Source organism: Microcoleus sp. AS-A8, from assembly GCA_039962225.1.
Classification (GTDB): Bacteria; Cyanobacteriota; Cyanobacteriia; order Cyanobacteriales; family Coleofasciculaceae; genus Allocoleopsis.
The window spans coordinates 1-13,738 of record JAMPKV010000042.1; the positions used below are offsets into that span (position 1 = coordinate 1).

Genomic DNA, 13,738 nt, shown 5'->3' on the forward strand with positions numbered 1-13,738 from the left:
TGGAACCACACCGACTCCATCCCGAACTCGGAGGTGAAACGTTGCAGCGGCCAAGATACTTTGGGGGTCACCCCACGGGACAATAGCTCGATGCCAGGTCATTCATCACACAACAGCCTCTTTCTCCACATCGAGCAAGAGGCTTTTGTGTATCGCCGATTTTTTTGACAAATTTAAAAATTTATGCTAATAAATCACTGGATTCAGTTCCAGACTCAGCAATGAGTTCCCAACGTGACATCGGCAGATGAAACAGGAAGCCCACGCCGCCTCTCCCGTTCTGGGCTGGGTACGTCACGTAAAGTTACTGGGGCTCTGGAGTTGGAAGCTGGTTGAAAGAAGGATTTTTTTCGTTATAGATGGTTCCATCGGGCATGATTGCCCCACCTAAACTGGCTTGTGTTAGATCAACAGTACTCAAGTCTATGCCCTTCAAAGTTGCTCCCGTCAGGTCAGCCTCCTCTAGATTCGCACCACTCAAATTCGCCTCACTTAAATTCGCACCTGCTAAGTTAGCTCCCCATAAATTGGCTCCTGCTAAATTAGCTCCCGTGAGGTCAGCCTCACTCAGGTTCATTCCCCATAAATCAGCCATCGTCAGGTCTGCTTGACTCAGATTGGCCTTACTTAAGTCAGCGCCACTCAGATTCGTCTTACTCAGATTGGCTTCTTGGAGTAATCCACCAGGAGTAATTAAGTACATCCCTGCCTGAGTAGGTTCAAACCCTGAAGGAAATTGAGTCGCTTCGTCATAGAACGCCCCCTGAAGGTTTGCACCTTCAAGGGTGGTGAAGCGGAGATCCACACCAAACAAGTTAACCTTCCTCAAATCAGCTCCACTGAGGTCGGCTCCCTTCAGGTTTACGCCTTGAAGTAACACACCTGGAGCAATTAAGTAAGCTCCCTGTTTGCTGGGGTCAAAGTCCTTAGGGAATTGAGTCGCTTCATTGTAGAGAGCATCAGTAAGATTGACCTCATGGAGGGAAGCAGATCGAAAGTTCACCCCCAATAGGTTTGCCCTCCTCAAATCGGCTCTACTTAAATCCGCTCCCCGGAGGTCAGTGCCCTTCAGATTGACACCTTGGAGTGACACACCTGGGGCAATTAAGTACGCCCCCTGCTCTCTAGGGTCAAAGTCTGTTGGGAATTGAGTCGCTTCATTGTAGAGAGCATCAGTAAGAATAACCTCATCAAGGTTCGCCCTTGCAAGGTCTACCCCAAATAGGTTTGCCTTTCTCAAGTCAGCTCCACTGAGGTCGGCTCCTTCTAACTCAGCCTGCCATAGGTCGGCTCCATTGAGCAAAGCTTCTCTCAAGTCAGCACCACTGAGCGCAGCCTCCCAGAGGATAGTTCCACTGAACTTCACTCCACTCAGATTCGCTTTTTCCAGAGCAATTCCAAACAAGTTTCCCTGACTTAAGTTCGCTCCAGACAAGTCTGCGCCCTGGAGATCAATACCACTGAGGTTTGCTCCACTGAGATTGGCCTGTGGAAGGGACACACCAGGCCCAATCAAGTACGCGCTTGCCGAGTCGGGTTCAAAACCCTGGGGGAACTGAGTCGCTTCATCGTAAAGTGCTTCTTGTAGGTTGATGTCCTTTAGGTTAGCGGTACGCAGGTTGGCTCCCAATAAGTTAGCGCCGCTCAAATCTGCTCCACTCAAATCTGCTTCGCTTAAGTCAGACCCCATTAAGCAAGCGCTTCTAAAGCAAGCCTCCTTCAAATTGGCCTCTCGAAGATTGGTTTTCCACAAGTCTGCCTGACTCAAGTCCACACCACTAAGATTGGCTCCACTCAGGTCTACCCCACTGAGCTTTGCTCCCGTAAGTATGGCCTGAGGTGCAATTAAATAGGCTCCTGCCTTAACGGGATCAAAATCTTGGGGAAAAACAGTGGCTTCATTGTAGAGCGTGGCTTGAAGATTAGCTCCTTGCAGAACTGCATGACTCAAGTTAGCCTCACTCAGGTTAGCGCCACAGAGAACAGCATGACTCAAGTTAGCCTCACTCAGGTTGGCTCCCAATAGATCTGCCCCTGTGAGCTTAGTACTCGTCAGGTTTGTTCTACTCAAGTTGGCTCGCCATAAACTGACTCGTTGGAGGTCTACCTTACTCAAGTTGGCTTTACTTAAGTCGGTTCCACTAAAATCTCTTTCCCCGGCGGTATATCGCTTTACTAATTCGTCAGCATCCATATCATTTAATTTTGAGGCTGTAGTTCAAGAGTTCTCTTCCATGAGGCGTCGCGACGGGAGAAAAGCTTGCTCCATGTATAGGGGCTACTCATCAACGGAAGGCTGAAATATAAAGTATGAAAGCTGAAGTAGGAACCTAACCGCCGTCACCAACTTTTCATACTTCATACTTCACACTTCATACTTCACGTCAGGCTCCCAAGCCCAGATAAAATAACCTTTTTCTGTTTTAGTAATAACGGTTTTTTGAACTCTATGGCTTAGCTTAGCGAGGATTTCTAAAACTTTCTCCTCCGTTGTTTCGGCTCTGAAAAAGCTGTAGTACTGACCCTCAAAAAGAATAGCTAATAAGCGTCCTTCTAAATTGGGCACCTTGATTCGGCAGCGTTGATACAGAGTTCGGGATTCGAGAATTTTACTGTCCGCTAAATCCAAATCTCGAACAACAGACTCTTTACCATTAAGAGAAACTCTCTTCTCAACCGAATTATCCTCATCCAGTGCGGAAGATAAATTCTGTTGTTCAGAAAAGGTAGAGAAGGTGGCGATGTGATGAGGTAGATTCAGTTTAAACTGACCAAATTGAGTGGCATCAACCACTTGGTCTGAATTTTCACCAAAAATGACTGGAGTTTCAGGGCTACCATCAGGAGTGGTGGGAGATTGATTTGGAAAAATATCATCCGTCAGAGGAAGGTCTAGAGCCGAAATTTCGGGTCGGTATTCTGCCAAGTTTATGGCTCCTGGCTGTGTTCCCTGCCCTGACCAAATTGGCTGTGAATTTTGCTCCTGCTTTTGAGCAAGCGCAGATTCACGGTAAGCGTTCCATCTCCGAGTGACCTCAACACTAGCCATGCCTGCACCGACACTGACAACAATGGAAAATCCAATATAGGGAATGGCCACATCTTTATGTTCGCCATTAAAGAGCGGTTGAATTTCGCCACTAAACAGAGGCGGCAGTTCGACAACCAACGGTTCTTTCTTGATAAAGGCAAAGGGTAAGGTCAAAGTCGAAAAAACAGCACTCGAAATAATGACAGCGGGTAGTAAAACGTTGCTAAGGGGGTAACTGGTCATCTTCAACCGCTCCAAGCTGTGAAGCGTGGTAACTGGTCTCTCTCGCGTAGCGCACCCATAATTTCAAAAACTGCACATCTATCACACATTCCGCACCCTGAAGGGGGAATCGGGATGATTTCTCCGGTTACTCTAGCTGAAACCCTTGCTCAGCAGTCTTTTGAGAACTGACGAGAGCCAAAATCATCAACCCCAAAAACGTACTCAATTGATCAGCACTCTCAACTTCAGAACAAAGAAAGAAGTGAGGTGTGAGCCACTGGCGCAGCGAAATGCTGTTTTGAAGAGCTGCTCACCCTGAGAGTGCTATCGCCTGAAAGGGCGATGCCCCGAATTGCAATCACACAGCTGATGACTTCATCAAAAATAAGCCGCCTACTCGTTCAACTGACTGAGTGACGATTCTACATATATAGAAAGTTTATCTCTTACAGACTAGTAAGGTGACATCCTGCCAACGCAAGCGAGCTTGCGCCATAACCCGTGAACCTCAAACCTATGAGGAGAAAGGGCAAACAGCTATATATCACGAAAAAAGCCCTCTTCGCATCTACCATCGGAGAGGGCATCAGTTCAAAAGCCTACAGATAACTTACAGAGCAAAGGTGAATTATTTGGGGTACAACGAGCGATTTCAGAGATCAGAAGCTATGACTTCCTAAAAAGGAAGTAGAATTCCGACTAGGCTCAGCAGGAAATCTACAGGACTTCACACCCTGAAGTCTTCTACAATGTCTCTGGCTTGTTTTCTTGTATAACTAGCTTCTGACTGATAACTAACCCTTGCCTCGGACGCTTTCACAACGCATGAAGCAGTAGGGCATTCCCCGCTTTTAGGGGGTAAACGATGAACAGATTTGTTGAAGTGACACTGCCCTACACTGTCGGTTTTCTGGTTGCCATCTTGATCTGTACAAGAGGTGTCAACCCCTATATCGCTTTTGTGGTGGGCGAAACAGTAGCTTTATTGTCCTGTTGGCTAGTTCGGTTCCTGATTAAGGTTCTCTGATAGTCCCACGGGAAAAAGTTAGTGGGCTGAATTGCTTGTGTGCGTAAAAAAAACCCCAGCAACCAGACTGGGGTAGGGAGATTACGAAGAACCAATTGTGAGATGCGACTAAGATTGTTTGAAGAGTGGAAGCGTTACCCGATAGAGCTGGCAGCCAATGTTGTTAGAACCAAGAAGCTCACGAGGAGTGTGGCGATCGCTCCTTGAAAAGCATAGCGACGCTGTTGCTCTTGGGAGGGGTACTCGGCGTAGTAAGTCGGGGTTTCGGGAGCGTAGTTGTTCAGGATACCTTCTTGATTAACAGTGGTGTACATATCGTGTATCTCTCGCGCTTCGCTTTCCTTATGTAAATAAATGTAACAAGTAATTTACAGAACAGCAAGAGTTAAGGTATTTGTTCTCGCTTTCCCTCCAATAAGCGTGGCTTAAGTACTCGCATCGTACTCCCAATGAATTACTGCATTACTGCATTACTGCATTACTGCATTAAGTACTGCATTACCGATTTAACTGAATTTTCACCGATGGGCGGAGGAAAACTAAGAATCGAGCGGTTAACGTGAGACTCCGCCGCAAAGTGAGCCTCAACAGCTTTCAGCTTCTAGATTGTCTGTAAGATTCTTCATCATTTTGTTGCAATAGCGTATTGCCTCAAATAAGCCCGCCGTAGACCACCCAAGCTGAAGTTGATGCCGTTCGGTTTGTTTTTCGACCCAATGGTCTTCGAGGCAGACTCTAAACCATCCTTCTGGTTTGTTAACTCTTTCACGATGGTTCAAAAAGTAGCTGATTGCCTGAAGGACTTCATAAAAGGAAAAGTTACGCAAAAAGTTAGCGTCTTTGGGTAAGTAGTAAATGCCGGCTTTTTGACAAGCTTCTAATTTTTGTTCAAATTCCTGTTCTTGGGCATTTTCTTGGGCGTCTTCTAAATCTAAATCTAGAAATGTTGTTGTTGTTATAGGCTCGGTTTTTACTGACTCAGGGTTTGAGGGGTCTAAATCGGGAATTGGTGGCTGAAATATTGCTCTTTTCTGCGGACGGCGAAAAGGGGGGGGGACGAGTACGCGAATGGGTTGCAGTGTCCACTTCCAGAGGTATGGGGTGTAGCCTTTGGCGTTGGTGAGGACTCCTTTGTCTCTAAGCTGAGAAGCGGCACGTTTGATGGTTTTGGGGTCGTGGGGAAAACCGCGTGTTCTTTTAACCCATTTGTTGAAGTCGCGCAGGTCGATGATTTCGCTGTTGCCTTCGGGTATTTCATCGAGGAGCCATTGCCAGAGTTCTCTGGCGGTGGGGGTGAGTCGGTTCTGTACGCTGAATTTGTTGTGTTTTCTTGTCCAGTTGAAAGAATTCATTTGAGGTCGGGATAGGTGGAAAATCTTGTTCCTGGCTATGGTCAGTCAGCAAGGAGAGCGCGTGAAAACCTAACCCCCCATTGACCCCCCTAACCCCCCTTGGGTTCGGGGGGAACAAGAGGGAGCCGGACTCCCTTCAAGAGTGTCGGGGAGGGGTCTTTTTCGGGGAAAGCGCCCCATGCCAAAGCTTCCTACCGGGAGGCAGGGTTATTGCATTGGTGGATTAATTAAGGATTTGCGGTCAGGGAATCTCGCCCGTCTGAATCTGTGTTGTGTCGGGGAGGGCGGTTGTTGCCTGGAGGAGTTGTTCTAGGTGGATTTTCGGTAAGATCCAATCGGCTGGAAGGCTTACGGAATGGTGGTTGTGTCGATTTTTTGACACCATAATTAGGCTCCTTTCATGACTGTTACATGGGAGGGGTAGTCGTCCTGAGTAGGTGCGCTCAACACCTATCCGGGGCGCGTTATTTCTTTGTTGGGTTGATTTTACCGCAGTTGGGGGGAAATGGGGGAATGGGGTGCGATCGGGTTTTGGGGGGAAACCGTAAATTTACTGAAATATCACAAAATCTATTTTCTGGGGTAGAGAAAAAATCAGTGAAATCCACATGTTTTTTCAAGCTCCAAAAGCTTTTAATAAAGCTGTAATCCCAATGGAAACAGCTAAAACATCATGGCTAATTTTCTGAAAAAGGTTCTGCTTATTGGTTTGGCGGCTTTACTCGTTTCTTCTTTGTTTGTAACTCCTGCTGAAGCAGCAAATCGTCAGGGAAGTCATCGGGTTGGTGGCACCAATAGTCACGGCAAAGGAAGTCACTATGTAGGAGGGCATTTTATTGAACAAATTGATATTTCAACAACTTCAGATGTCAAATCAAGCGGATTCCCTTCATGTATCAACTACGAAGTAAAAAAATCTTTAGACTGTCGATAGTGGCTGCTGGACAGCTATTTTTACAAAACAAATAATTAACAGGAAGGAAAAGGAGTACTAACTATGACTGGCACAATGATATCTACTACCTCTGCAACAATGAGAAAGGCTTACCAAGTCCTTCAGATTCGTGTGCAATTTCTTGGACGAGGAATGACCAATGAGATCATGAATCTCTATGTGAATGGTAAGCGCCTTAAGCCCAAAGTGAAGACTATGCACGAATTTCTAAATTACCTAGGTGCTCAGGGTTTCCGCCTAGTGACGGCTGAACTGGAAACTGAAGGTGTGTACACCCACTTCTACACTTTACAACGCGAAGTTTTAACTCAACAGCCTCCTGATGGAGACATTTTTGATGAACTTGCCAAAGCAAAGGAGGGCGCTGATTTTGGAGATGCAATCAAGAATCTTCTTGAAGGTGGACTTGATCGCCTTGCTTAATCCAATGGTTCTCTAGATGGGTATCTAGGCTGATAAAACTCATTGATTCATAATGCAAAAGTATATTTTTTCAGAGTAAGCAATTGTAGGGTGGGCAATGCCCACCTATTCTGAATAATGATGTAGGGGCGAAGCATTCGGACGATTAATTTTGTGACTCAACCAAGATTTTTATATCCGAATGCTTCGCCCTCCTACGACTCACAGGGCGAAGCATTCGTGAATATAAATCCGGGATTAATTCATAAATCCTGGCACGAATGCTTCGCCCCTACATCATTACTGAATCGTCGGCGCGGCTAAAATTTGGTTGTCTTTCTGAGAATTAACCTCATTCAAACCCTAAGACAGCTCAATCTGGCTATCGTCACCAATCATGAACCGCAAAGCTTTAGGGCGTCTGGGGGCAATCTTCAAATGCGCCCGTTGTCCCAGCACACTGTCCACAATCCGCTGGTGAATGCCCTCCACCTTGGCTCCCTGCAAAATCACGCTATGCTCAAGGTCAGCCTCAATCAGGGTCACGTTGTCAGCGATGCTGCTGTAGGGTCCAACAAAGCTGTTTTCCAGGTTGCAGTCGTTCCCAATCGTCACGGGGCCGCGAATCGTACAATTTTTCACCGTCGATCCTTTGCCTATCTGCACACGTCCAATCACCTGACTTTGCTCGTCAACGTCACCCTGGATGTTTGAGTTGAGACAGGTATCCAGAATAATCCGGTTGGCTTCTAACAAGTCGTCTTTCTTCCCGGTATCCAGCCACCAGCCTTTGAGTTGATAGGCTTCTACCTTGGAAGAATCGTCAATCAGGTATTGAATCGCATCGGTAATTTCCAGTTCACCTCTGGGAGAGGGTTGAATATTGGCGATCGCGTGGTGGATTGTGGGAGAAAACATGTAAATTCCCACCAGCGCCAGATTCGAGGGAGGGTCTTTAGGTTTTTCGATAAGCTGCAACACTCGCCCCTCTTCATCCACCTTCGCCACACCAAAAGCACTGGGATTACTCACAGGGCAGAGTAGGGTTAAGGCATCTAGGCTTTTGGTGTTAAACTTCTCCAAGAATAGGCTGAGTTCGCTTTGAACCAGGTTATCCCCCAGGTACATGACAAAGGGGGAATCGCCTAGGAAAGGCTGGGCGATTTTAACGGCGTGAGCCAATCCTGCGGGTTGGTCTTGAAGAATGTAGGTAATCTTGGCTCCAAATCGCTCTCCATCGCCGGTTTTGGCTTTGACCTCGCCGCCGGTTTCTGGACTGATGATAATCCCGATATCGGTGATTCCGGCTTCAACAATGGCTTCAATCCCATACCACAAAATGGGTTTATTTGCAACAGGAACCAGTTGCTTTGCCCCAGTATAGGTAAGGGGTCGCAAGCGCGTGCCTTTACCGCCCGAAAGAATAATTGCTTTCATGAGTGATAGGAATAAAGTTCTAGAAGCATTTGTCTAAGTGCCTGTCGCCAATGGGGAGGATGGCTTCCCAAAACGGCTGAAATCTTTTTCCCAGACAGCACCGAATAAGCCGGACGCTGAGCTGGTGTGGGATAGTCCGCCGTTGCGATCGGCACGATTCGCTGCACTTTTAACGGGAAGCCTAGGGGTTTGGCTTCCTCACAGATGGCAACAGCGAAGTCGTACCAACTGGCAACACCACTATTGGTATAGTGGTACGTCCCCGTTGGGAAATTAGGCTGTGCTGGATCTTGGCTTGATTGGGACACCAGTGTGGCGATCGCTTGAGCCAGATCAGCCGCCCAAGTGGGGGAACCCACCTGATCGGCGACGACACGAACCTCTTCGCGTTCTGCGAAAAGCCTCAGCATTGTTTTAACAAAGTTAACCTTGCCAAGGCTGCCATAGACCCAAGCGGTTCTCAGAATCAGGTGGTTTGTGCAGGTTTGGCGAATCCCTTCCTCCCCTTCGAGCTTGGTTCGTCCATAGACACCAAGGGGGTTGGTGACATCGTCCTCGGTGTAGGGTGTATTTTTCCCACCATCGAAGACATAATCGGTCGAAACGTGAATTAGGGTAGCTCCTAGCTGCTGAGCTTCAAGAGCCATGACTGTAGGTGCCGTAGCATTGATGGCTTGAGCCAGTTCCGTTTCCGTCTCTGCTTTGTCAACTGCCGTGTAGGCGGCGGCATTAACAATCACGTCAGGTTTGATTTCAACTAGACGCTGACGAATGGTGGTCTCTTGAGACAAATCCACCGTCGAGCGATCGACCCCAATTACCTCCCCCAAGGGAGCTAGGGTTCGTTGCAGTTCTTGACCGAGTTGGCCTGTGCAACCCGTGAGTAAGATTCGCCTCATGGGAACATCTCTGCCTCCTTAAAGGACTTACCGGCTTGGTCTTTAGCGGATACGATGGGGGTTTCTTCAAGGGGCCACGCGATCGCTAAATCGGGGTCATTCCAGATGACGCATCGTTCATACTGAGGAGCATAGTAATCGGTTGTTTTGTACAAGACTTCAGCAAATTCCGAAACAACACAAAAGCCGTGGGCAAATCCCACAGGCACCCATAGCTGTTGCTTGTTCTCGGCGCTGATTAGCGTCCCAACCCATTGACCATAGGTTGGAGAGCTTTTTCTCAGATCCACGACCACATCAAATATCGCTCCGGCGACTACACGCACTAATTTCCCTTGGGGTTGTTGAATTTGGTAGTGTAAGCCACGTAGGACATTTTGAGTGGAACGGGAATGATTGTCTTGGACAAACGGAGCGTCTACTCCTGTTTTTTCGCAGAAGGCTTTTGAGTTGTAACTTTCTAAGAAGAAACCACGCTGGTCTTCAAAGACTCGCGGTTCGATAATCAGAACGTCTGGAATCTTAGTCGGGATAATATTCATTAAGCACTCTCATTTCCCAGTACGCCAACCGGAATTTTTAACGCTTCGGGTTAGCGCGTCACGTCATTATATTCGATCAATTTGCACTTGCCTGCTGCCGAATAGTTCGACAATTGGGCGGGTAGATGTTATTAACCTAGAGGAATGCAAACTCACTGAGGAGATCAAACTCTATCTTAGCAACCCAGAAAGTGCTGGCAAGTGTCAGCTGAAGGCTCATGCTAAATCTTTGGTTTGGCGATGAGATGAATGCTGACCCCAAAACAAATTGCGTAGCATTCTTTGATAGAGTGAGTTGGGGTAAAGTACCTCCAGTAAGCGACGTGAAAAGATTCAGGGTGAAAAATGTCAGCGCTCTAGAACCGAAATTCTGGAGAATTGGTGGTAGCGAGAACACCTACATTCGTAGCTCAGTAGCCGATAATAACGATGAAGGAAGACAACACAAGATTCGGTAAAGTTGTCTGTATTGTAGAAACTAATTTGTAAGAGAATAGCTGAGTTTACTGTTCCCAAAATCCTGAATTTTAGCTTGTTGTTAATTTGGAAATATTGGTTATGTTAAAACTGCTTTCTTTGTTCCCAATTTACTGCACAAATAGAGCTGTCAGTCATGCAGTTTTTTCCTTGTGCAAGTACTGGCAAGGACCAAATGTTCAAGCACGAATGGTTGTTCCCAATTGCGAACCACACTGCCGTGGTTCTAATCTTGTTGAAAGCGTTCCACGATTGCTCAAATGGTTTTATTATCGAAGTTGTGAGGCTCCCATAGCGATGGCAGAAAAGCGTTTCCTAAGAGAGCTCAAGGATTTTGATGCCGCCCACATTTGGCCTGGTACTACATTAGATGTCTTTCAGAAAACAAAAAAGATTGGCAAACCCATTTTTCTGGAGCGTATTAACACTTATGTTGGGAATTCTAAACGGATTCTTGATGAGGCTTACGCTCGGTTGGGAATCCCTCCTAACCACGGGATTACTCCAGAAAAAATTCAGGCAGAGCAAGCTGAATTAGAGTTAGCTGATTTCATTTGGGGTTGCAGTCCAGAAGTTATCAAATCGTTTCAGGAAGCCGGAGTTCCAGACGAGAAAATTATCCCAACCAGTTATGGGTGGTGTCCCACTCGGTTTCCGACGATTCATGCTGAAAAACCCCCAACAGATGAGTTTACAGTTCTTTTCTTGGGCACTGTTGGTGTCCGAAAAGGAGTTCACTTGCTTTTGCGGGCTTGGGAGCGAGCAAATATTAAAAAGGGACGACTGATTATTTTTGGTCAAATTGAACCTGCGATCGCCGAAACGTGTCGTGATCTTCTGGCACGTCCTGATGTAATTCGCCGTGAATTTAGTATCAATTATGCCTCTGCCTATCGCGAAGCCGACTTGTTTGCCTTTCCGAGTCTGGAGGAAGGCAGTCCGCTTGTAACCTATGAAGCGATGGCACATGGCTTACCCATGCTCATGTCACCGATGGGAGCAGGTGGTGTTGTCCGAGATGGGATTGATGGCATGGTTCTTCCCCCTTATGAGGAGGACGCCTGGGTAGAAGCCTTGCGTAAGTTCGCCAATAACCCAGACTTATGCAAAAAGTTTGGGGAGTCGGGGCGTCAGTGGGTTCAGGAGTTTACCTGGGAAAAGGTGGCAGCTAGACGTGCGGCGTCGATGCAAGAACTGCTCAAAGCCGCTTAAAAACTCCTCAGTTGATAATTTTGGCAGGTATCCCAACCGCTGTAGCTCCCTCCGGTACATCATGGAGTACCACCGCATTCGCCCCAATTTTGGCATGGTTACCGATAGTCACAGGACGAATAATTTTCGCCCCTGCACCGATATCGACATGACCACCAATTTTTACCCCAGCAACAACGGTTACTTGTTGCAAAATCAAACAATTGGGACCAATAGTGGCATCGGGGTGAATCACAACCCCAATGGGATGGGTTAGGAGCAGTCCTCCTTCAATCTGGCAGTTTATGGGAATATCCGAGCCAGCAATAACGCTCCAGAATCGATGTTGGAGAACGTTCCACCTACAGAAAAAACCACCGAGTATTCCACCGCGTTTTTGCCACTTTTGATACTCGCGAATTGATTTGAGTAGCTGGCGGCTGGGGTCCCACCCGCGGCTACAGGCTTCGCGGCTCCAATCAGGCTCTGTGGCAGAAATCGCAGGAGCTGTTGGTGATTCAAGCGATTCAATCATGGTCTTGGGATTTTTGGGATCTGAGAATTTTCGCGGGGATGCCTACGGCTGTTTTTCCTGGAGGAATGTCTGATAGCACCACGGCATTGGCTCCGATGTTCACGTCATCGCCAATGGTGATATTGCCAAAAAGTTTGGCTCCAGCCCCCACGTTGACACGCTTACCCAATTTGGGGGCATCGAACGGACGATCCAGGTAACGATTTCCCATCGTCACTCCTTGGCGGATAATACAATCGTCGCCGATGACACAATCCCCATGAATCACAATACAACTCTGGTGTTCGATGACCACGCGGCGACCGAGCTGAGCACTATAAGGCAATTCAATCCCATAGCTGTTGCGGATTTTGCGAAATAATGAACGGTAGAGGATGCTAAGGGGTGCCCTTATGAATATCGGTTTAATTTTCATTCTCCAGACGCCGAAGCGATAAACGGCTACGGCTCGAAATCCCGGCTTAGTCCAATCCTTTCCATGAGCAATCCAGTCTTCTTTGAGCTGTTGCCACAAACCAAGCTCTGTGGTTTCCTCTTCCTTCACACTGGATGTAATCTCTGGTTGTGCGACCATAATTTACCTCGGCGGCGTCGTATATTTTCTTTCAGGAGGATTTAAGGCTTGCCTATCCCGGCTGTGTTTTGGACAAGTTGAGGGGGCTGCTCTCTACCCTTGAGAAACACACTGTTTTGCAGGAGATCACTTAAGAAATTGGGTGGATCGGAGTCGGGTTTGCTTTGAATCACCCGGCGCAACCTCCACAACCCAAAACCGACAATCAAGGCGGCATCCGCTCCGGCGGTGTACAGCCAACCATAATTTTTGAGAAAGTACCGTTCTCTGGAATCAAACCAATACTGGGGCAGGCGCTTCGGGGGGCGTTTGGTATCGGTTACCCCGGAGGCTTGACCTACCAGATGAACAACGTGACTTTCTGGGACATACCAGCAGCTCCATCCGGCTCTTTTCGCTTGCAGGCAAAAGTCCATTTCTTCGTAGTACATGAAGTAGTCTTCATCCATCAAGCCAGCTTCTTCAAACACTTGGCGGCGGACGATCATGCTGGCTCCTGCCACCCAGTCGGTTTGATAAGTTTCGTCCGAAACCGGAGGCGCAACAATCCAGTTGCTCAATATCTTCGAGACTACGCCCAGCCGCAAGCCAAACTCTAGCTCACTAAATATTGAGTGAAAACGGAACGCCGAGCGTTGTGGGGTGCCATCCGGGTCTTCCAGACGGCTACCGGCAATTCCGACTTTGGGGTGTTCATCCATGAAATCGACGAGTGCCTGTAAAGCACCGGGGCGAACAATGGTGTCGGGGTTGAGGAGCAGAATGTAGGGAGGTGGATTGGGTGATGAGAGTGCGGTACGAATGGCGGCGTTGTTGCCGTAGGCAAATCCGCCATTCCGTTCTAAAGGCTGAAAAGACGCCCAGTCCCCCCAGCCTTCGTTTTCGATCGCGGTTTGAATTTTTTCAACAGAGTCATCGCCAGATGCGTTGTCTGTAATCACGACGCGGGTTAGAGGGAGCGATCGCACCTCACTGACTAGGGAGTGCAAGCAGTCAATTGTTAAGCCAGGGGTTCGGTAGTTAACGATGACGACGAGTAAACGGGTTGGGCTATCAAGCTGAGTGGAGTCAGACATAGGTCGTTCTCTCTA

15 protein-coding genes are annotated in these 13,738 nt (G+C 47.7%); 4 read left to right on the plus strand and 11 right to left on the minus strand.

Annotation, left to right across the window (positions count from 1 at the left end; all coding sequences use genetic code 11):
- Positions 1 to 304: 304 nt before the first annotated feature.
- On the minus strand, positions 305 to 2,194 hold the full coding sequence (locus NDI48_30885) for a pentapeptide repeat-containing protein (GenBank protein ID MEP0835575.1): 1,890 nt from the start codon (positions 2,192 to 2,194) through the stop codon (positions 305 to 307).
- A gap of 171 nt (positions 2,195 to 2,365) precedes the next feature.
- Positions 2,366 to 3,274, minus strand: a complete 909-nt coding sequence (locus tag NDI48_30890) for a TetR family transcriptional regulator (GenBank protein MEP0835576.1) — start codon at positions 3,272 to 3,274, stop codon at positions 2,366 to 2,368.
- 847 nt (positions 3,275 to 4,121) lie between these two features.
- Between NDI48_30890 and NDI48_30895 the strand changes: the two genes are divergently transcribed.
- Positions 4,122 to 4,283, plus strand: a complete 162-nt coding sequence (locus NDI48_30895; GenBank protein ID MEP0835577.1) for a hypothetical protein — start codon at positions 4,122 to 4,124, stop codon at positions 4,281 to 4,283.
- Between the two features lie 134 nt (positions 4,284 to 4,417).
- Here NDI48_30895 and NDI48_30900 read toward each other — a convergent pair whose 3' ends face one another.
- From NDI48_30900 to NDI48_30910, 3 genes are all read right to left on the minus strand, one after another.
- On the minus strand, positions 4,418 to 4,597 hold the full coding sequence (locus tag NDI48_30900) for a ssl1498 family light-harvesting-like protein (GenBank protein MEP0835578.1): 180 nt from the start codon (positions 4,595 to 4,597) through the stop codon (positions 4,418 to 4,420).
- Between the two features lie 270 nt (positions 4,598 to 4,867).
- Complete coding sequence (locus NDI48_30905; protein ID MEP0835579.1) at positions 4,868 to 5,635, minus strand: hypothetical protein; 768 nt, start codon at positions 5,633 to 5,635, stop codon at positions 4,868 to 4,870.
- Between the two features lie 241 nt (positions 5,636 to 5,876).
- Complete coding sequence (locus NDI48_30910; GenBank protein ID MEP0835580.1) at positions 5,877 to 6,020, minus strand: hypothetical protein; 144 nt, start codon at positions 6,018 to 6,020, stop codon at positions 5,877 to 5,879.
- A 288-nt stretch (positions 6,021 to 6,308) separates the two neighbouring features.
- Between NDI48_30910 and NDI48_30915 the strand changes: the two genes are divergently transcribed.
- Together NDI48_30915 and NDI48_30920 are read left to right on the plus strand one after the other, a co-directional pair.
- On the plus strand, positions 6,309 to 6,569 hold the full coding sequence (locus tag NDI48_30915) for a hypothetical protein (GenBank protein MEP0835581.1): 261 nt from the start codon (positions 6,309 to 6,311) through the stop codon (positions 6,567 to 6,569).
- Positions 6,570 to 6,722: 153 nt separating this feature from the next.
- Entirely contained in the window at positions 6,723 to 7,013 is a 291-nt protein-coding gene (locus NDI48_30920; GenBank protein ID MEP0835582.1) for a hypothetical protein, read from the plus strand.
- Between the two features lie 342 nt (positions 7,014 to 7,355).
- Here NDI48_30920 and NDI48_30925 read toward each other — a convergent pair whose 3' ends face one another.
- From NDI48_30925 to rfbC, 3 genes are read right to left on the minus strand one after another with little or no spacing between them, the layout of a single operon-like run.
- Positions 7,356 to 8,429, minus strand: a complete 1,074-nt coding sequence (locus tag NDI48_30925; protein ID MEP0835583.1) for a glucose-1-phosphate thymidylyltransferase — start codon at positions 8,427 to 8,429, stop codon at positions 7,356 to 7,358.
- The gene (gene rfbD, locus NDI48_30930; protein MEP0835584.1) at positions 8,426 to 9,328 is read right to left on the minus strand and encodes a dTDP-4-dehydrorhamnose reductase; all 903 of its coding nucleotides are present in this window, start codon (positions 9,326 to 9,328) and stop codon (positions 8,426 to 8,428) included. Before rfbD ends, NDI48_30925 begins: the two co-directional genes overlap by 4 nt.
- Positions 9,325 to 9,870 carry a dTDP-4-dehydrorhamnose 3,5-epimerase gene (rfbC, locus tag NDI48_30935; GenBank protein MEP0835585.1) on the minus strand — a complete coding sequence of 182 codons (546 nt, stop codon included), beginning with the start codon at positions 9,868 to 9,870 and terminating at the stop codon, positions 9,325 to 9,327. Before rfbC ends, rfbD begins: the two co-directional genes overlap by 4 nt.
- 774 nt (positions 9,871 to 10,644) lie before the next feature.
- Here rfbC and NDI48_30940 point away from each other — a divergent pair.
- Complete coding sequence (locus NDI48_30940; GenBank protein MEP0835586.1) at positions 10,645 to 11,559, plus strand: glycosyltransferase family 4 protein; 915 nt, start codon at positions 10,645 to 10,647, stop codon at positions 11,557 to 11,559.
- 7 nt (positions 11,560 to 11,566) lie between these two features.
- Here the strand turns inward: NDI48_30940 and NDI48_30945 are convergent, their stop codons facing one another.
- Genes NDI48_30945 through NDI48_30955 form a run of 3 tightly spaced genes read right to left on the minus strand, consistent with a single transcriptional unit; the run spans position 11,567 to position 13,723 of the window.
- The gene (locus tag NDI48_30945) at positions 11,567 to 12,073 is read right to left on the minus strand and encodes a serine acetyltransferase (GenBank protein ID MEP0835587.1); all 507 of its coding nucleotides are present in this window, start codon (positions 12,071 to 12,073) and stop codon (positions 11,567 to 11,569) included.
- Entirely contained in the window at positions 12,066 to 12,647 is a 582-nt protein-coding gene (locus tag NDI48_30950) for a serine O-acetyltransferase (GenBank protein ID MEP0835588.1), read from the minus strand. Before NDI48_30950 ends, NDI48_30945 begins: the two co-directional genes overlap by 8 nt.
- Before the next feature lie 41 nt (positions 12,648 to 12,688).
- Entirely contained in the window at positions 12,689 to 13,723 is a 1,035-nt protein-coding gene (locus NDI48_30955) for a glycosyltransferase family 2 protein (protein ID MEP0835589.1), read from the minus strand.
- Positions 13,724 to 13,738 lie beyond the last annotated feature (15 nt).

Bases quoted from the DNA above. Each gene is read 5' to 3' on its own strand.
- NDI48_30920 (MEP0835582.1), top strand. From the start codon at position 6,723: ATGACCAATGAGATCATGAATCTCTATGTGAATGGTAAGCGCCTTAAG.
- NDI48_30945 (MEP0835587.1), bottom strand. From the start codon at position 12,073: ATGATTGAATCGCTTGAATCACCAACAGCTCCTGCGATTTCTGCCACA.
- NDI48_30900 (MEP0835578.1), bottom strand. From the start codon at position 4,597: ATGTACACCACTGTTAATCAAGAAGGTATCCTGAACAACTACGCTCCC.
- NDI48_30890 (MEP0835576.1), bottom strand. From the start codon at position 3,274: ATGACCAGTTACCCCCTTAGCAACGTTTTACTACCCGCTGTCATTATT.
- NDI48_30915 (MEP0835581.1), top strand. From the start codon at position 6,309: ATGGCTAATTTTCTGAAAAAGGTTCTGCTTATTGGTTTGGCGGCTTTA.
- rfbC (MEP0835585.1), bottom strand. From the start codon at position 9,870: ATGAATATTATCCCGACTAAGATTCCAGACGTTCTGATTATCGAACCG.
- NDI48_30925 (MEP0835583.1), bottom strand. From the start codon at position 8,429: ATGAAAGCAATTATTCTTTCGGGCGGTAAAGGCACGCGCTTGCGACCC.
- rfbD (MEP0835584.1), bottom strand. From the start codon at position 9,328: ATGAGGCGAATCTTACTCACGGGTTGCACAGGCCAACTCGGTCAAGAA.
- NDI48_30905 (MEP0835579.1), bottom strand. From the start codon at position 5,635: ATGAATTCTTTCAACTGGACAAGAAAACACAACAAATTCAGCGTACAG.
- NDI48_30910 (MEP0835580.1), bottom strand. From the start codon at position 6,020: ATGGTGTCAAAAAATCGACACAACCACCATTCCGTAAGCCTTCCAGCC.
- NDI48_30950 (MEP0835588.1), bottom strand. From the start codon at position 12,647: ATGGTCGCACAACCAGAGATTACATCCAGTGTGAAGGAAGAGGAAACC.
- NDI48_30885 (MEP0835575.1), bottom strand. From the start codon at position 2,194: ATGGATGCTGACGAATTAGTAAAGCGATATACCGCCGGGGAAAGAGAT.
- NDI48_30955 (MEP0835589.1), bottom strand. From the start codon at position 13,723: ATGTCTGACTCCACTCAGCTTGATAGCCCAACCCGTTTACTCGTCGTC.
- NDI48_30895 (MEP0835577.1), top strand. From the start codon at position 4,122: ATGAACAGATTTGTTGAAGTGACACTGCCCTACACTGTCGGTTTTCTG.
- NDI48_30940 (MEP0835586.1), top strand. From the start codon at position 10,645: ATGGCAGAAAAGCGTTTCCTAAGAGAGCTCAAGGATTTTGATGCCGCC.